15 protein-coding genes and 4 tRNA genes are annotated in these 15,700 nt (G+C 66.7%); 9 read left to right on the top strand and 10 right to left on the bottom strand.

Annotation, left to right across the window (positions count from 1 at the left end):
* Positions 1 to 80: 80 nt before the first annotated feature.
* The 6 genes from AZSP09_RS05675 to AZSP09_RS05650 all read right to left on the bottom strand — a co-directional run bounded on the left by AZSP09_RS05675 (position 81) and on the right by AZSP09_RS05650 (position 5,075).
* Positions 81 to 365, bottom strand: coding sequence for an HU family DNA-binding protein (locus tag AZSP09_RS05675; protein ID WP_014237193.1), 285 nt, complete (start codon positions 363 to 365; stop codon positions 81 to 83).
* A gap of 299 nt (positions 366 to 664) precedes the next feature.
* Positions 665 to 2,914 carry a TonB-dependent receptor plug domain-containing protein gene (locus tag AZSP09_RS05670; protein ID WP_197739060.1) on the bottom strand — a complete coding sequence of 750 codons (2,250 nt, stop codon included), beginning with the start codon at positions 2,912 to 2,914 and terminating at the stop codon, positions 665 to 667.
* 353 nt (positions 2,915 to 3,267) lie between these two features.
* Positions 3,268 to 3,344 (bottom strand) — tRNA-Arg (locus AZSP09_RS05665).
* Between the two features lie 149 nt (positions 3,345 to 3,493).
* Positions 3,494 to 3,570, bottom strand: a tRNA-Arg gene (locus tag AZSP09_RS05660).
* A gap of 105 nt (positions 3,571 to 3,675) precedes the next feature.
* Positions 3,676 to 3,769 (bottom strand) — tRNA-Ser (locus AZSP09_RS05655).
* A gap of 82 nt (positions 3,770 to 3,851) precedes the next feature.
* Complete coding sequence (locus AZSP09_RS05650; RefSeq protein ID WP_014237195.1) at positions 3,852 to 5,075, bottom strand: aspartate kinase; 1,224 nt, start codon at positions 5,073 to 5,075, stop codon at positions 3,852 to 3,854.
* A gap of 273 nt (positions 5,076 to 5,348) precedes the next feature.
* On the opposite strand from AZSP09_RS05650, the gene AZSP09_RS05645 reads away from it, so the two are divergent.
* The gene (locus AZSP09_RS05645; protein WP_014237196.1) at positions 5,349 to 5,654 is read left to right on the top strand and encodes a helix-turn-helix domain-containing protein; all 306 of its coding nucleotides are present in this window, start codon (positions 5,349 to 5,351) and stop codon (positions 5,652 to 5,654) included.
* 76 nt (positions 5,655 to 5,730) lie between these two features.
* On the opposite strand, the gene AZSP09_RS05640 is transcribed toward AZSP09_RS05645, so the two are convergent.
* Entirely contained in the window at positions 5,731 to 6,582 is an 852-nt protein-coding gene (locus AZSP09_RS05640; RefSeq protein ID WP_152089423.1) for a radical SAM protein, read from the bottom strand.
* 132 nt (positions 6,583 to 6,714) lie between these two features.
* Here AZSP09_RS05640 and queD point away from each other — a divergent pair, with 132 nt between their 5' ends.
* The 7 genes from queD (at position 6,715) to AZSP09_RS05605 (ending at position 13,042) form a co-directional block, all read left to right on the top strand.
* Positions 6,715 to 7,161 carry a 6-carboxytetrahydropterin synthase QueD gene (queD, locus tag AZSP09_RS05635; protein WP_014237198.1) on the top strand — a complete coding sequence of 149 codons (447 nt, stop codon included), beginning with the start codon at positions 6,715 to 6,717 and terminating at the stop codon, positions 7,159 to 7,161.
* A 35-nt stretch (positions 7,162 to 7,196) separates the two neighbouring features.
* On the top strand, positions 7,197 to 7,865 hold the full coding sequence (locus tag AZSP09_RS05630) for an alpha/beta hydrolase (protein ID WP_152089422.1): 669 nt from the start codon (positions 7,197 to 7,199) through the stop codon (positions 7,863 to 7,865).
* A 103-nt stretch (positions 7,866 to 7,968) separates the two neighbouring features.
* A complete protein-coding gene (locus AZSP09_RS05625; protein ID WP_232058858.1) occupies positions 7,969 to 8,730 on the top strand; it encodes a DUF3348 domain-containing protein in 762 nt (253 codons plus the stop codon).
* Positions 8,727 to 10,817, top strand: coding sequence for a hypothetical protein (locus AZSP09_RS05620; RefSeq protein ID WP_152089420.1), 2,091 nt, complete (start codon positions 8,727 to 8,729; stop codon positions 10,815 to 10,817). Before AZSP09_RS05625 ends, AZSP09_RS05620 begins: the two co-directional genes overlap by 4 nt.
* A complete protein-coding gene (locus AZSP09_RS05615) occupies positions 10,817 to 11,461 on the top strand; it encodes an OmpA family protein (protein ID WP_152089419.1) in 645 nt (214 codons plus the stop codon). The genes AZSP09_RS05620 and AZSP09_RS05615 overlap by 1 nt, the downstream gene beginning before the upstream one ends.
* The gene (locus tag AZSP09_RS05610; RefSeq protein ID WP_172974703.1) at positions 11,454 to 12,311 is read left to right on the top strand and encodes a DUF2894 domain-containing protein; all 858 of its coding nucleotides are present in this window, start codon (positions 11,454 to 11,456) and stop codon (positions 12,309 to 12,311) included. Before AZSP09_RS05615 ends, AZSP09_RS05610 begins: the two co-directional genes overlap by 8 nt.
* 224 nt (positions 12,312 to 12,535) lie before the next feature.
* Entirely contained in the window at positions 12,536 to 13,042 is a 507-nt protein-coding gene (locus tag AZSP09_RS05605; protein ID WP_152089417.1) for a DUF4189 domain-containing protein, read from the top strand.
* A gap of 199 nt (positions 13,043 to 13,241) precedes the next feature.
* On the opposite strand, the gene AZSP09_RS05600 is transcribed toward AZSP09_RS05605, so the two are convergent.
* Positions 13,242 to 13,329: transfer RNA gene (locus AZSP09_RS05600), tRNA-Ser, on the bottom strand.
* A gap of 213 nt (positions 13,330 to 13,542) precedes the next feature.
* On the opposite strand from AZSP09_RS05600, the gene AZSP09_RS05595 reads away from it, so the two are divergent.
* A complete protein-coding gene (locus tag AZSP09_RS05595; RefSeq protein WP_152089416.1) occupies positions 13,543 to 14,235 on the top strand; it encodes a Bax inhibitor-1/YccA family protein in 693 nt (230 codons plus the stop codon).
* Positions 14,236 to 14,344: 109 nt separating this feature from the next.
* On the opposite strand, the gene AZSP09_RS05590 is transcribed toward AZSP09_RS05595, so the two are convergent.
* Together AZSP09_RS05590 and AZSP09_RS05585 are read right to left on the bottom strand one after the other, a co-directional pair.
* On the bottom strand, positions 14,345 to 14,668 hold the full coding sequence (locus AZSP09_RS05590) for an integration host factor subunit beta (RefSeq protein ID WP_014237206.1): 324 nt from the start codon (positions 14,666 to 14,668) through the stop codon (positions 14,345 to 14,347).
* Positions 14,669 to 14,729: 61 nt separating this feature from the next.
* Positions 14,730 to 15,632 carry a recombination-associated protein RdgC gene (locus AZSP09_RS05585; RefSeq protein ID WP_014237207.1) on the bottom strand — a complete coding sequence of 301 codons (903 nt, stop codon included), beginning with the start codon at positions 15,630 to 15,632 and terminating at the stop codon, positions 14,730 to 14,732.
* Positions 15,633 to 15,700: the final 68 nt, after the last annotated feature.

Below are 15,700 nucleotides of genomic sequence, written 5' to 3'. Positions count from 1 at the left end.
AGGCCAGAGGCCGTCGCTGCCGGCCTCGGCCAAACAAAAAGGCCGCCCTTGGGCGGCCTTTTCTTTCCGGAGAAGAAGGATTACTTCTTCTTGGGAGCGACGGCAGCCTTGAAGGCGGCGCCGGCGGAGAACTTGGGGCTGGTGGAAGCCGGGATCTGGATGGTGGCACCGGTCTTGGGGTTCTTGCCGGTACGGGCAGCGCGCTTGACGGCCTTGAAGGAACCGAAACCGACCAGGGTCACGCTGTCGCCGGTGGCGACGGCCTTGGTGATGGCTTCGATGGCTGCGTCCAGGGCACGGCCGGCAGCAGCTTTGCTCAGGTCGGCACCAGCCGCCATAGCGTCAATCAGATCGCTCTTGTTCATTCAGAAATCTCCTTGGTTTCGAAGGTGACGCGGGATTCCGCGCTCGGCAGGGATTCTGGCATAACGGGACGAAGCTGCCTAGCCTGATTTGCTGGAAATTCAGCAGGGATGGGGCTTTCCCCCGGATTGGGATGACTGCGGGATGGATTTTTCCTGCCCCGATCTGGTGCAAAAAAACGGGGGCGGAGGCACCGTGCCGGCGGCGGGAAGCGGACCCCGGCCCTTGCCGGCAGTCCCAAGGCTTCCCGCTTGGCCAATACGATCAATGACTTAGGTCGATCGCCGGGCTGCGGGCCGCGTCAGAACTTGATCTCCAGCCGCGCCGAGAAGATGCGGTAGGTGCGGGTGCTGCTCTGCACCGACTGCTCCGTGCTGCCGCTCAGGTAGGTGGCGCCGGTGTCGTAATCCGCCTGCAGCAGGTTGGCTGCGGAAAAGCGGATGCGGGTGTCCGGCTGCACCTGCCACAGGGCATAGACGTCGTAAACCCGCTTCAGCTGCTGGGTGTAGGTCTGGGTGTTGCTCTGCTGCACGGTGTAGGCGGGGGTCCAGTTGAGGTTGCCGCCGATGGTGAGGGGCAGGCTGCGCAGGCGGTAGTCGGCCCCCAGGTTGGCACTGTAGGTGGGTTGCTGGTCGAGCCGGTTGTTGGGGCCGACGATGCCCTCCACCTCGGACCAGAAGCGGCTGAGGTTGGCCCGGATGTCCACGGGCGGGGCCTCGGCCAGCAGTTCCGGCAGGCGGAACTTGGCTTCCAGCTCGATGCCCCGGGTGGTAGCGCTGCCGATGTTCTGGGGCGTGGTGACCCAGCGCTGCACCGGGGACCAGCTGACGCTCTGCAGAGAGGTGACGTTGCGGATGAGGTTGTCGATGTTGCGCTGGAACAGGCTGGCGCTGAGGATGCCGCCTTCCGCCAGATAATGCTCGAAGGCCAGGTCCAGGCCCCAGGCCAGTTCCGGCTTGAGGTTGGGGTTGCCGGCGCTGTCCGCCTTGTCCACCGTGTTGGCGCCGCTGGTGGGATAGGTGCTGGAGAGGCTGGGCCGGGGCACCAGCTGGTTCAGGGTCGGCGCCTTGTAGCTGCGGGTCAGGCCCAGGCGGATCTGGTCCTTGCTCTCCTCGGTGAAACGCCAGACGCTGTGGAAGAGGGGGCTGACCACACTGCTGTCGTTGCTGGCGGAGCCGGCGGCCCACTCGCTGCGGGTGCGGATGGTTTCCCAGCGCAGGCCGCCGTAGAGGGACCACAGGGGCGAGACTTCCCACTCGTCCTGGCCGAAGGCCGCCAGGCGGCTGGTGCTGGCCTGCAGATCACTGCCGAACTGGGCCAGTTGCAGGGCGCCGTCCTGCACGGTGGTGGCGCTCTCCTTGCGCTGGCCCCGTTCCAGTTCCCAGCCGAAGGCCAGGTTGTGCTCCCGGTTGAGGGGATGGGAGAGCTTGCCGGCGGTGCTGAAGCTGCTGTCGCGGATGCTGGTGCTGTTCCAGTGGGTGTGGGCCACGGCGCCGCCGGCATCGTATTCGCGCCGGTCGGTGGTGCTGTCGCTGTTGGCCAGGCCGCCGTTGAAGCGGATGTCGAGCTTGCTGCCGCCGTCCAGGCGATGCTTCCAGTTGCCCATGAGGCGCAGCATGGTGCTCTCGTTCTCGGTGCGCCAGCTGGCATTGGCATAGGGGGCCGCACCGACGCTCTGGGTGAGTTGGGTGTTGCCGGTGGTGGCGCTCTGGTTCTTGGCCAGGAAGGGATTGAGGCTCAGGCTGTCGCCGCCGTCCAGCTTCCAGTTGAGGCGGGAGGAGAGGTGCAGTCCGTCGGCCACGGTATGGCTGCGGCTTTCCTCCAGGCGCTGCAGGATGGGGATGCCGGTGACCAGGTTGCGGGCGCTGGTGGTGGTGGCCACTTCGCTGTCCTGGTCCCGGTGCATCAGGTTGGCATTGAGGTTGTAGCCGAAGTTGCCGATGGCGTCGCTGCGCTGCAGGGAGACGGAGGGTTGCAGGCGGCCGTTCTCCAGGTTGAGGCTGGGACGGAAGTCGTTCTGCTTGCGGGCGAAGTCCTCCCGCAGGACGATGTTGATGGTGCCGGCGATGGCCCGGGCGCTGTGCTCCGCCACCGGGGCCCGCATCACCTCGATGCGCTCCACCTGTTCGGGCGGGATGCTGTCCAGGGAAAAGCCCCGGGGCGCGGGCTCGCCGTTGAGCAGGATCATGGTGTAGCCGTTGCCCAGACCCCGCATGCGGATGTCGCCGCCCCGGCCCGGGGTGCCGGACATGGTGACGCCCGGCAGACGCTTCAGGACGTCGCCCACGGACGAGTCGCCGTAGCGGTCCAGTTCCTCCCGGCCGAAAACCATCTTGGCGGCCGTGGCGAAACGGCGTTGCTCGGTGTCGTCGAGGCGGGTGGAGGAAACCACGATTTCCCCCAGGGTGCGGCCATCCTTCTGGCTGCTGGCGGGTTTGGTTGTGGGGGGCTCTGCTTCCGCAGCTGCGGCGGCCAGCGGCAGGGCGGTGAGCAGGAGCGGCAGGAGGGGGCGCAGGCGGGGCAAGGGCAGGGCGTTAGGTGACAGCACCATGGCGGCAGGACTCTCGATGGGGAAAGTGAAGGCCGATGTATCGGCCGAGTCTTGTTATGGGCTGGGGGGCTGGGATGGCGGAAATCCTGGCTACCTGGCGGGGTGAAGTATACGGAGCCTGGCGCCGCCCTGCAGGAGCACTTTGTAAGGAAATATTTCGCCTGACGACGGTGGTGCGGGAGGGCCTGTGATCGCCGCCGTCGGCGGCTTGGCTGCGGCAGCGAAGCCCGCTCCGCCGGGCAGGGTGGTGAGGGCACCGCCGGTGGTGCAGAAGTGGCGCCGGGGGTACCCGGAAAAGCAAAAGGGCCCAGACGCGCTGACGTCTGAACCCTTGGCTTTCCTGCTTATCTGAATGGCGCGCCCGGAGCGATTCGAACGCCCGACCCCTTGGTTCGTAGCCAAGTACTCTATCCAGCTGAGCTACGGGCGCGCAACAGAAGGTGCGCATTATACGGATTCGGAACAAAAACGCCAGGGGTTCCGGGCGATTTTTTTCAGCTTCGGCGGGAAGGGGGGAGAAGGGGAAAACGGGGCCTGAAAAAGCAAAAGGCCAATCCTAAGATTGGCCTGAATGCTTGATGGCGCGCCCGGAGCGATTCGAACGCCCGACCCCTTGGTTCGTAGCCAAGTACTCTATCCAGCTGAGCTACGGGCGCGCTGTCTTGCAACTTTTTACTACTTTCTTTGCTGCTTTCCGCAAAGAAGCGAGATTGTATAAAAACACGCTTCGTTTGCCAAGCCTTTTTTACTGCAGGAAAGGCTGGCGGAGACGGAGGGATTCGAACCCTCGATACGAGTTTTAGCCCGTATGCTCCCTTAGCAGGGGAGTGCCTTCGACCTCTCGGCCACGTCTCCGGAAGGCCGGCATATTAACGGGTTAGCCGGCCCGGGTCAAACTACTTTGCAGCCGGGGCTGCAAATAACTGCGCGGCGCCGTTTACGCCTGGTCCAGACCGAAGGTCTTGTGCAGGATGCGCACGGCCAGTTCCAGATATTTTTCGTCGATGACGACGGAAATCTTGATCTCGGAGGTGGAGATCATCTGGATGTTGATGCCTTCCTCGGCCAGGGTGCGGAACATCTGGCTGGCCACGCCCGGGTGGGAGCGCATGCCGACGCCGACAGCGGAAACCTTGCAGGTCTTGTTGTCGCCGACGATCTCGCGGGCGCCGACGTGCTGCTTGACCTGCTCCAGCACGGCCATGGCCTTGGTGTATTCGCTGCGATTGACGGTGAAGGAGAAATCGGTGGTGCCGTCCACGCCGACGTTCTGGATGATCATGTCCACGTCGATGTTGGCGTCGGCGATGGGGCCGAGGATCTGGTAGGCGATGCCGGGACGGTCAGGCACGCCCAGCACGGTCAGCTTGGCTTCGTCGCGATTGAAGGCGATGCCGGAAATGATCGGTTGTTCCATGTTCTTGTCATCCTCAACAGTGATCAGCGTACCTTCCCCTTCATCCTGGAAGCTGGAGAGGACGCGCAGTTTTACCTTGTACTTGCCGGCGAACTCGACGGAGCGGATCTGCAGCACCTTGGAGCCGAGGCTGGCCATTTCCAGCATTTCCTCGAAGGTGATGGTGTCCAGCTTGCGGGCTTCCGGCACGACGCGGGGGTCGGTGGTGTACACGCCGTCCACGTCGGTATAGATCTGGCATTCGTCGGCCTTGAGGGCGGCGGCCAGGGCGACGGCGGAAGTATCGGAGCCGCCGCGGCCCAGGGTGGTGATGTTGCCGTTCTCATCGGCGCCCTGGAAACCGGCGACCACGACCACGTTGCCTTCGGCCAGGTCCTTGCGCATGCGCTCGTCGTCGATCTGCAGGATGCGGGCCTTGGTGAAGGTGCTGTCGGTCAGCACGCGCACCTGGGAGCCGGTGTAGCTCTTGGCCTTGAGGCCTTCTTCCTGGATGGCCATGGCCAGCAGGCCGATGGTCACCTGTTCGCCGGTGGAGGCGATCACATCCAGTTCCCGGGGGGATGGGGTGGCGGAGATTTCCTTGGCCAGGCCGATCAGGCGATTGGTTTCGCCGGACATGGCCGAGGGCACCACCACCACATCGTGGCCCATTGCCTTCCAGCGGGCCACGCGCTTGGCCACATTCTTGATGCGCTCCGTCGAGCCCACCGACGTGCCGCCGTACTTCTGAACTATCAGCGCCATTCGTTATCCAATTGAGCGGAGTAAGAAAACCCGTGATTCTATCTGAACCGCGTGCCTAACAGTAGGGTGTTCGGTTAGGCCAACTAAGTGAAATCCCTTAGTGATTTTTTGATTCATGCCACTTGCAAATATATGTGAATGGCCTATACTTACGTACTATGACTTTGGTGATATGTTTTGGGTGTCCCAGAACATGGCCTTCGGCAAGCGGTTTGGCGCCGAAACGGCTCTGCCAGAGCAGATTGACACCCCAATATTCGAGAGGAACACACCATGAGCAATGTCAAACTGGTTGAAAAGATCGACCCCCGCGAAATCCGCCGCAAGCTGGGCCTGAACCAGCAGCAATTCTGGTCCAAGATCGGCGTCACCCAGAGCGGCGGTTCCCGCTACGAGAGCGGCCGCAACATGCCCAAGCCCGTGCGCGAACTGCTGCGCCTGGTGCACGTGGAGCAGGTGGACATCCAGCGCATCAAGCGCGAGGACATCGAAGTGGTCGAGTACCTGAAGGCTTTCGAACCCGAAACCCTGAAGAACCTGAAGAAGGCCGCCAAGGCCAAGCAGAAGAAGGCCGCCTGATTCATATCGGTCCCCTGCTGTAAAAAAAGCCCCTGCTTGCAGGGGCTTTTTCTTTTGGGGTCTGCCGTGCCGTTTTTCAGGGGCTGACCGTGACCGGCAGGCCCAGGGCGCGGATACGCACGGCCACCGCCTCCAGTTCCGCCGGGCTGAGGCGCTCGAGACGCTTGGCCCCGGGTTGCAGGGACGGGCGGGCCAGACCGTAGAGATGGACCCCGCGCAGCCGTTCCCCGGCCTGGGCCAGCAGTTCCAGGTAGGCCGTCAGCTCGGCCTCCGCTGGTGCGGCGCCGTCGCGGCGGAAGAGGCAGGTCTGGACCCAGGTGGGGGCCAGTTCGCCGCAGCGGCGCAGATTGGCCAGGACCTTGCCCGGATCGCCCCGGGTACCGTTGACCTCCTCCATGCCCGGCACCGTGGCCCGGTCCACCTTGAACCAGACCTCGCCGCCGGCTTCGCCCAGGCGGCCGATGCCGGCCTGGACCTCGGGCCGGTGCAGCAGGCTGCCGTTGGTGATCAGGCGCAGGGCGATGCGGCCCTGCAGCTGGTGCCGTTCGACCTGGCGCCGCACTGCTTCCACCGCCGCCGGGAATTCGGGGGCGCTGGTGGGTTCGCCGTTGCCGGAAAAGGCGATGTCCATGAGCCGGCGCGCTTCCGGCGGCACGGCCCGCAGCATGAAATCGCCCCGCAGGAGGTCCGTCAGCATGGCGTCCAGTTCCCGCTCCAGCTGGGCCAGGTCGATGGGCGGTGGGCCGCCCCGGGTGAGATCCGGCACCTGGCAATAGACGCAGGCCCAGTTGCAGGCGTTGTTGGGATTGAGGTTGATGCCGACGGAAACGCCGCCCGCCCGGCGCGATACCACCGGATAGACGTAGGTCAGACCGGCGCTGTCGCGGCGATGGTCGGTGACGCTGAGGGGCTGGGCAGGGGATTCCATGGGCGGTCGGACAGTGGCTGAAGAATGGCCGGAGCGGGGCTGGGGCCGGGCCGGAGAGGCGCCCGGCAGCGGCGGCGGGGCGGGCTGGTGGCCAATGATATAATCAGCGGCTTACAAAAACACCTCCCCAGCATGCTAATCACCCGCCGCCTGGAATTCGATGCCGGCCATCGCATTCCCGATCACCGCAGCCAGTGCCGCCATCTGCACGGGCACCGCTACGTCCTGGAAATCACCCTGGCCGGCGACATCATCAGCAAGGACGGCGATCCGGCCAACGGCATGGTGATGGACTTCTCCGACGTCAAGGCCCTGGCCAAGGCCCATGTGGTGGACGTGTGGGACCACGCCTTCCTGGTCTATGCCGGGGACAAGGCGGTGGTGGAATTCCTGCAGACCCTGCCGGACCACAAGACCGTGGTGCTGGACTGCATTCCCACGGCGGAAAACCTGTCGGAAACGGCTTTCCGCATTCTCGATGCGGTCTATCAGGACAGCTACGGCAACCATCTGCGCCTGCAGCAGGTGCGCCTCTACGAAACGCCCAACTGCTGGGCCGACGCGGTGCGCCGGGACTGACCCGGCGTCCCCGTTTTCTTTCCCGCCGTGTGCCCGTGAACGACGCCCCGATCCAGATCGATACCGGTTCCGCGCCGACCTTCGCCCTCATCTGGCTGCACGGCCTGGGTGCCGACGGCAGCGATTTCGTGCCCGTCATCCCCGAACTGGGGCTGCCGCCCGAGCTGCCCGGCCGCTTCATCTTTCCCCACGCGCCCTACATGCCCGTCACCTGCAACGGCGGTTACGAGATGCGCGCCTGGTACGACATCCTGTCCCTGGCCCCGGGCAGCCGGGAGGTGGATGAGGCCAGCCTCCAGCGCTCCCGGGAAACGGTGCGGCAGCTGATCGACGAACAGGTGGCGGCAGGCATTCCCAGCCGGCGCATTTTCCTTGCCGGCTTTTCCCAGGGCGGCGCCGTGGCCTACTCCACGGCCCTGACCCAGGCCGAGCCCCTGGGCGGACTGATCGCCCTGTCCACCTACCTGCCGGCGCCGGAACTGGTGCGCCGGGAGCTGAGCCCGGCCAACCGGGAACTGCCGGTGTTCGCCGCCCACGGCAGCGACGACGGCGTGGTGGCGCCGGCCCTGGGCCTGCAGGCCCGGGACTGGCTGGAACAATGGGGTCTGGCGCCGGAATGGTGCCTCTATCCCATGGAACATTCCGTCTGCCTGGAAGAGGTGGCGGACATCGGCGCCTGGCTTGTCCGGCGCCTGGCGGCCTAGGGGCGCCGCCGGCAACTTGGTGGATCGAGGAAGGGCCGGGCCCCCGGCGGGCACCGCTTCCGGCAATCCGTTGGTACAACCCATCGCCGTAGTGAAGACGTATTTGTCGCGTACCAATTTCAACAGTTCACGGCTCGTGCGCCTGCTCGCCGATTTCAACGCCGGGGAGCGGGGCGATGCCAGGGCGGAGAGCCGTGGCAAGCCGTCCTTCGCCGAACGGCTGGGGCAGTGGCTGGACCTCAACCACGCCATCGCCCTTTCCGGCGCCCTCCATCCTTCCCTGCGCCAGGGACCGGGGGGGACGGCGGCGGGGGCGGCGGACCAGGTGGCTGCCCTGGTGGCCCGGGCCCAGGCGGCCCTGCGCGATGCCATCACCCAGGAGGGCGGCGGCAAGGCCCGCATCAAGCTGCCCGTGCCGGAAGCCGGTGCCACCCTGGAAAGCGGCGGCAAGTACCTGCCCTACCGGCGTTACTACCTGGCCCAGCAACGGGAGATGGAGGCGGCCCTGGTGCAGCTGCGGGCCCAGGTGCGGGAGGCGCTGAAGGGCGGCTCCCCATCCCTGCGCCAGCTGGCGGGCCTGGACGGGGTCCTGGAAAAGGCCCTGGCGGAACGGGAGCGCAACCTGTTCCTCAACGTGCCCCTGTTGCTGGAAAAACGCTTCGAACAATTGCGCGACGCCTACGCCTCGGCCCTGGAGGCTTCCTCCCAGGCCGACGGGGTGGCGCGCTGGATGCAGCCGGGAGGCTGGCTGGCGGTGTTCTGCAAGGATCTGCAGAGCGTGCTGCTGGCGGAACTGGAGATTCGCCTGCAACCGGTCCTGGGACTGGTGGAGGCTTTTGGCAATGAGGTAAGCAAGTCGCAATGAACCGAAATTTCTGCTTGGCCGCCTTTGCGGTGGGACTGATCGCCGTCTTCTGGGTGGGTGTGGGCTATATGGCCTCCCATCCCCTGGCATTCAGCATGACCCTGATCATTGGCGTGGTGTACTGCGCCGGCGCCCTGGAACTGCTGCGCTTCCACCAGGCCACGGAGAGCCTGGCCCGGGCCCTGGAGCGCATTCCGGAAAACCTGGAACACCTGGCGGACTGGCTGGTGCAGGTCCATCCCTCCCTGCAGAGCGCCGTGCGCCTGCGCATCGAGGGTGAGCGGCCCGGCCTGCCCGGCCCCACGGTGACGCCCTATCTGGTGGGCCTCCTGGTCATGCTCGGCATGCTCGGCACTTTCCTCGGCATGGTGGTGACCCTCAACGGCGCCGTCCTGGCCCTGGAGAGCACTACCGACCTGCAGACCATCCGCGCCTCCCTGGCGGCGCCGGTGAAGGGCCTGGGCCTGGCCTTCGGCACCTCCGTCGCCGGCGTTGCCGCCTCCGCCATGCTGGGCCTCATCTCCTCCCTGTGCCGGCGCCAGCGCCTGCTCACCGCCCAGGGGCTGGACAGTCGCATCGCCACCAGCCTGCGCGGTTTTTCCCTGGTGCATCAGCGCCAGGAAACCTTCAAGGCCCTGCAGGCCCAGTCCCAGTCCCTGCCCGAGGTGGCCGACAAGCTGCAGGCCATGATGGCCCAGATGGAGCGCCACAGTCTGGAACTGCACCAGCGTCTGGCCGCCAGCCAGGAAGCCTTCCACCGGGACGTGCGGGAGGTCTATGGCAATCTGGCCCAGTCCGTCGATGCCTCCCTCAAGGCCAGCCTCAGCGACAGCGCCCGGGCCGCCGGCGCCGCCATCCAGCCGGTGGTGGAAGCCACCATGGCCGGCATCGCCCGGGAAACCACCTCCCTGCACGAGCGGGTGGCCGCCGGCGTCACCTCCCAGGTGGCCGCCCTGGCAGCCGCCTTCGAGCAGGGAACGGCGACCCTGCTGTCCGGCGTCCATGCGGACAACGCCAGCCTACAGGCCGATCTGGCGGCCCGGGAAGCCCAGCGCCAGGCGGCGCTGCAGCAGTCCCTGGAAGGCATGGCCGCCAGCCTGCAGCAGGAATGGCGTCAGGCGGGCGAACGCAGCCTGGAACAGCAGCAGCAGATCTGCCGGACCCTGGAGGCCAGCGCCCAAAGCCTCAACGCCAATGCGGAAGAACACGCCCGCCGCACCATCGACGAAGTGGCCCGGCTAATGCAGGCCGCGGCGGAGACGCCCCGGGTGGTGACCCAGGTGATCGGCGAACTGCGCAGTTTGCAGGCCGATCTGGCGGCCCAGGATGCCCAGCGGCAGCAGGCCCTGGCCCAGTCCCTGCAGGCCATGGCCGCCTCCCTCCAGGGCGAGTGGCAGCAAGCCGGGGCCCGGACCCTGGCCCAGCAGCAGCAGATCTGCGCCACCCTGGAGCAGACCGCCCGGCAGATCGGCGAAAACGCCCAGGCCCACGCCAGCGACACCATCAACGAAATCGCCCGGCTCATGCAGACCGCCGCCGAGGCGCCCCGGGTGGCCGCCGAGGTCATCGGCGAACTGCGCCAGCAACTCTCCGGCAGCATGGTGCGGGACAACGAACTGCTGGAAGAGCGCCGCCGTCTCATGGAAACCCTCAACGGCCTGCTCGACGCCATCAACCATGCCTCGGTGGAACAGCGCAGCGCCATCGACGCCCTGGTTTCCTCCTCCGCCGCCATGCTGGAGCGGGTCGGCGCCGAATTCACCGACAAGGTGGGGGGCGAGTCGGCCCGGATGATCGACGTGGCCTCCCAGATGACCACCAGCGCCGTGGAAGTGGCCAGCCTCGGCGAGGCCTTCGGCCATGCCGTGCAGTGCTTCGCCGAATCCAACGACAAGCTGGTGGCCAACCTGCAGCGCCTCGAAGGCTCCCTCGACAAGAGCATGGCCCGCAGCGACGAGCAGCTGGCCTACTACGTGGCCCAGGCCCGGGAAATCATCGACCTCAGCATCATGTCCCAGAAGCGCATCGTCGATGACCTGCAGGGCCTCTCCGCCCGGCCGGCCGCCGTCGCCGGCGAGGTGGGCTGATGGAGGAGGTGGACGCCAGCGTCGAACAGACGGCCCCCGTGTGGGCCGTCTTCGGCGATCTCATGGCCGGTCTGCTGGGCGCCTTCGTGCTGATCCTGGTGGGGGTGCTGGGCGTCCAGCTGGAGCTGGTCAGCACCCTGGAGGCCGAGGTGAAAAAGCGCCAGGTCGAGGAACAGCGGCGCATGGCCCTGGAAAAGGCCCTGGCCATTCCCCTGGCCTCGGGCCGGGTGACCCTCAACAACGGGCGCATCGGCATCAGCGGCAGCGTGCTGTTCTCCCTCAATTCCGACCAGCTGCAGCCCGAGGGGCGGCAGGTGCTGAAGAGCCTGGCCGTGCCCCTGGCTGCCTACCTGGGGGCGAGGGAAGAGATGCTCATGGTCAGCGGCTTCACCGACGACATGCCGGTCAAGGGCAGCAACCGCCAGTTCGACGACAACTGGGAGCTGTCGGCCCAGCGCGCCCTGACCGTGACCCGGGCCCTGATCGACGAAGGTGTGCCCTCGTCCGCCGTTTTCGCCGCCGCCTTCGGCTCCGAGCAGCCGGTGGCGCCCAATGTGGACGCCAAGAACCGGGCCCGCAACCGGCGTGTCGAAATGGCGCCGGTGCCCAGGACCACCAATGGCGGCAGCAAGCCCCATGACTGAGGCTGCCCCGGGCGCGCCGGCCGGCACCGTGCCGTTGCCTTCCACGGCCGGCCACGTGGCCCTGGAAGACTTGCGGCAGCAGGGCGCTGCCGGCTTCGACCCGGTCGGCCTGCGCTACCTGGAAGCCCTGGCCCGCCGCAGCCGGACGTACCGGGGGGGCGTTGCCGAAGGGCTGGCCTCCCGGCTGCAGGCAGCCATGGACGCCTACGGCCGGCGTCTTGCCGCCGCCCGCCAGTCCGCCGCCGAGGCCCTGGCCCGGGCCGCGGCGCGGCATCCTCAGGCAGCCGACGAGTTGCAGGCCCTGTTCGCCGCCGGCGACCTGGCCGGCCTTGCCCGCCGCATCGCGGCCCTGGATGCCCCCGCCGGGCCGGGCCCCCTGGCCGGCCTGCTGGCGTACATGGCCGGCCTGGGCGATGGGGCAGGGCAGGGAGGGGCGGCGGAACCGCCGCCTGCGGCTCCCGAGGGGGCGCCGGCAACTCCTGTCGCCGCACCGGCCGTGGCGACCGGCACCGGCGAGGCCCCTTCGGGTACGGTCTCCCCGGCCCGGGAACTTAAGTCCCTGCGCTATTTCCGCAGCACCTGGTCCCGCCTCAGCGCCGAGCAGCAGCTGGCCCAGGCCCTGGCCCAGGCGCCGGAAAACGCCGGCCCCCTCAATTCCCACCTGCTGGTGCTGCGGGCCCTGCAACTGATGCAGGAGGTGTCACCGGACTATCTGCAGCGCTTCATGTCCTATGCGGACACCCTGCTCTGGCTGGAACAGATGGACGACCTCAGCGGCGCCGTCAAACGGCGCAACGAGACCGCCGCCCCCGCCGGCAGGAAGGGCGCCCGTTCCGGCAGCAGCGACTAGCCCGGACCCGCCGGACCGTCGCCCTGTGGCCGGGAGCGGATACGCGGCGACGGTTTTTTCGCTAGAACTGGCGCGCTCCGCATTGCACCGCTTGCCCCGGCGCAGGCGCGTACGGAGCGGCCTCTGGTTCCGAGTTGGTGTGAACGGGTAAGCTGGCAGCGGTGCGGATTTCTCTTGGGAGATGGGCAGTGACAGGCAGCGTGGCGAGCCGGCTGGTGCCGGCAATGATGATTCTCCTGGCCTCCCCCGGGGCCCTGGCCGGCGCCTCCGCCTATGCGGCCGGCAGCGGCGAGGCCAGCGGCTGGGCCACCCGCGACAGCCAACTGGAAGCCAATCTGGCGGCCCTGGAGTTGTGCAACCGCCAGGCCCCCCGTCGGGATTGCGTGCTGGATACCACCAAGGCTGTGGTGCGGGCGGAGAACCAGGTGCAGGCTGCCTTCTCCCGCAGCAGCGCCGGCCTGCCGGACGCCCGCAGGCGGGCCCTGGCCAACTGCGGCGCCGCCAACTGCCAGGTGACGCTGGCCGTGACCCAGGCCGGCTTCTATGTCCTGGCCCGCTCCGAGCCGGATCACGCCGGCGACCGGCGTTCCTTCCTCACCTTCGGTTTCGCCGACCTCAACGAGGCCCAGCGCCAGGCGGTTCGCCATTGCGAAGAGGCGGCGGAGCGGCGCTGCAGCGTCGTCTGGAGCGGCGCCATCGCCGGCCTGCAGGCAGTCCGTTCCGCGCCCTGAGTCAGGTCGTTCCCGCCTTCACGGTGTGCGGGGTGGCAGGGAAAATTTGGGGCGGATTCGGGGCAGATTTGGAGCCGGCTTGGGGCCGCCTTGGTCGGCAGAGCGTCTGGCGGGATACCGCGGCTTGATTGATGCAATGACGTCGTCCGAGCCCTTTTTGCGCGGGCTGCTGGATCGTGACGGCAGGGGGAGGAAAAAGTGGCGGAGGCTGTGAGATTCGAACTCACGGATGGTTGCCCATCGGCAGTTTTCAAGACTGCTGGTTTAAACCACTCACCCAAGCCTCCGCAGTCGCCGGGAGCCTGCAGGACAGCGGGCCGGAGGGCGATGTGGGGCGCCATCATAGCACAGGCCGGCGGCCCTTTTGGCGGCGCCGGCGTGACCGCCCGGAATGCCTTTCTGTAACGGTGTGTAAGGGGGGCTCCCAGGTTTGCAACTTTGCCGGGGCCCGGTTAGTCTTAGCCGTTAACAAAAACCAACTCGTTCTTTTGGAGGACTCCATGCTTCCCCAGTATCAAATGACCGGTGCCGGCACCCAGGCCGGCCTTGCCACCCAGAACAAGGTGCTGCGCAACACTTACCTGTTGCTGGCCCTCTCCATGATCCCCACCGTCATCGGGGCCATGGTCGGCGTGCAGATGGGCTTCTCCTTCTTCGCCGGCAGCCCGATGATTTCCTTCCTGCTGTTCCTCGGCATCGCCTTCGGCTTCATGTGGGGCATCGAGCGTACCAAGAACAGCGGCATGGGCGTGGTCCTGCTGCTGGGCTTTACCTTCTTCATGGGCCTGATGCTGTCCCGCATCCTGCAGGTGGCCCTGGGCTTCTCCAACGGCGGTTCCCTGATCGCCATGGCGGCCGGCGGCACCGGTGCCATCTTCTTCACCCTGGCCACCGTGGCCACCGTGACGAAGAAGGACTTTTCCTTCATGGGCAAGTTCCTCTTCATCGGCATGGTGGTGATCCTGCTGGCTGCCGTGGCCAACATCTTCTTCCAGATCCCGGCCCTGGCCCTGACCATCTCCGCTGCCGCGGTGATGCTCTTCTCCGCCTACATCCTCTACGACATCAGCCGCATCGTCACCGGCGGCGAGACCAACTACATCGTCGCCACCCTGTCGGTGTACCTGGACATCTACAACGTCTTCGTCAGCCTGCTGAACCTGCTGATGGCCTTCACCGGCGAGCGCGACTGAACGTTGCGCTAGCAGCATGCAAAAGGGGCGGCCCGTGGGCCGCCCCTTTTTTTATGGTCTGTCTCGAGTGTTATGGGTGTGTGGATCGGTGTGGCGGGGGGCTGCGGGTTCAGGCGGCCTGGCGCAGGCGCTGGTCCCGGGCGGCCGCTTCGGCGGCTTCCTGGACCCGTTCCCGCAGTTCCTTGCCGGCCTTGAAGTGGGGCACGTGCTTGGCCGGGACTTCCACCTGTTCACCGGTCTTGGGATTGCGGCCCTGGCGGGCCGGACGGTAGTTGAGGGAGAAACTGCCGAAACCGCGGATTTCCACCCGGTCGCCCCGGGTCAGCGCTTCGGCAATGGCGTCGAGCATCAGATTGACGGCAAAGTCCACATCCCGGGTGGTCAGATGGGGAAGCTTGCCCGTCAGATCGGCAACGAGTTCGGATTTGGTCATAGGGGGCGATTCTAACCCGACAGGCCCCCTCCTTTTCAAGGGGGCCGTTGAATTCAATGACTTATTGCAGGGGCTGCTCGCCGCCCAGGGCCTCCACGATGGCCGGCAGCAGGCGGGAGAATTCGCCGCTCATCAGGGCCAGGTCGGCCTCGAACTGCTCGGCGGCGTTCTCGGCCTGCTTTTCCGCCTCTTCCTTGACCACGTCGAGGAAGGCGACCCGCTTCACTTCCAGCTTCTCGGTGAGGATCAGGGAAATGCGGTCGTTCCAGGTCAGGGCCAGGCGGGTGGGCAGCTTGCCGGCGGCGATGTGCTGGCGCACGTCGTCCCCTTCCAGGGTGTGGCGCACGTAGCGCACGGCGGCCTTTTCCTCCACCGGGGATTTCAGTTCGCAGTCCCGGTCGATGGTGAAGGCGCCGGGGGCGTCGCCGCCGGCCAGCCAGTCGGTCATGGCCGCCACCGGGGACATGGCGGTGTTGAGGCGGGTGAGGGGGAATTCGTCGAGGGACTTGCCCAGCATCTCCAGCACTTCCTCGGCCTTGGAGGCGTTGCTAGCGTCCACCACCAGCCAGCCGCCGGCGGTGTCGATCCAGACGCTGGTGCGGCGGCGGCGGGTGAAGGCCCGGGGCATCAGTTCGTCGCGCACCCGTTCGCGCAGTTCCTTGAGCTGTTTGCGGCCCACCGGATAGCCCTGCTGCACGGCCAGTTCCTCGGCCCGTTCCTGGGCGGTCTGGTTGACCACGGAGGAGGGCAGAAGCTTGTGTTCAACGGCCAGGGAGAGCAGCAGATAGGGGCCCTGGGCGTGGGCCAGGGCGGGCTCGTCGGTGGGGGGCAGCCAGCCCTTGGTTTGCGGGTCCATGGGACCGCAGGGGTTGAAACGGTTGCGGCCCAGCTGGGTTTCCAGGGCTTCGGGGCTGGGTTTCCAGCCTGCGGGCAGACGGTAGATTTGCAGGTTCTTGAACCACATGGGCAATGGGATGGGTCTGAAAATGGACCCGCCATTCTACGCGCAATCCGCCCATAAACGCCCCGGCT

This window comes from Azospira sp. I09 (genome assembly GCF_009177135.1).
In the GTDB taxonomy this organism is placed as follows: Bacteria; Pseudomonadota; Gammaproteobacteria; order Burkholderiales; family Rhodocyclaceae; genus Azospira; species Azospira oryzae.
This window is presented reverse-complemented; position numbering and strand designations above follow the sequence as displayed.

Bases quoted from the DNA above. Each gene is read 5' to 3' on its own strand.
- AZSP09_RS05675 (WP_014237193.1), bottom strand. From the start codon at position 365: ATGAACAAGAGCGATCTGATTGACGCTATGGCGGCTGGTGCCGACCTG.
- AZSP09_RS05670 (WP_197739060.1), bottom strand. From the start codon at position 2,914: ATGGTGCTGTCACCTAACGCCCTGCCCTTGCCCCGCCTGCGCCCCCTC.
- AZSP09_RS05650 (WP_014237195.1), bottom strand. From the start codon at position 5,075: ATGGCGCTGATAGTTCAGAAGTACGGCGGCACGTCGGTGGGCTCGACG.
- AZSP09_RS05645 (WP_014237196.1), top strand. From the start codon at position 5,349: ATGAGCAATGTCAAACTGGTTGAAAAGATCGACCCCCGCGAAATCCGC.
- AZSP09_RS05640 (WP_152089423.1), bottom strand. From the start codon at position 6,582: ATGGAATCCCCTGCCCAGCCCCTCAGCGTCACCGACCATCGCCGCGAC.
- queD (WP_014237198.1), top strand. From the start codon at position 6,715: ATGCTAATCACCCGCCGCCTGGAATTCGATGCCGGCCATCGCATTCCC.
- AZSP09_RS05620 (WP_152089420.1), top strand. From the start codon at position 8,727: ATGAACCGAAATTTCTGCTTGGCCGCCTTTGCGGTGGGACTGATCGCC.
- AZSP09_RS05615 (WP_152089419.1), top strand. From the start codon at position 10,817: ATGGAGGAGGTGGACGCCAGCGTCGAACAGACGGCCCCCGTGTGGGCC.
- AZSP09_RS05610 (WP_172974703.1), top strand. From the start codon at position 11,454: ATGACTGAGGCTGCCCCGGGCGCGCCGGCCGGCACCGTGCCGTTGCCT.
- AZSP09_RS05605 (WP_152089417.1), top strand. From the start codon at position 12,536: ATGATGATTCTCCTGGCCTCCCCCGGGGCCCTGGCCGGCGCCTCCGCC.
- AZSP09_RS05595 (WP_152089416.1), top strand. From the start codon at position 13,543: ATGCTTCCCCAGTATCAAATGACCGGTGCCGGCACCCAGGCCGGCCTT.
- AZSP09_RS05590 (WP_014237206.1), bottom strand. From the start codon at position 14,668: ATGACCAAATCCGAACTCGTTGCCGATCTGACGGGCAAGCTTCCCCAT.
- AZSP09_RS05585 (WP_014237207.1), bottom strand. From the start codon at position 15,632: ATGTGGTTCAAGAACCTGCAAATCTACCGTCTGCCCGCAGGCTGGAAA.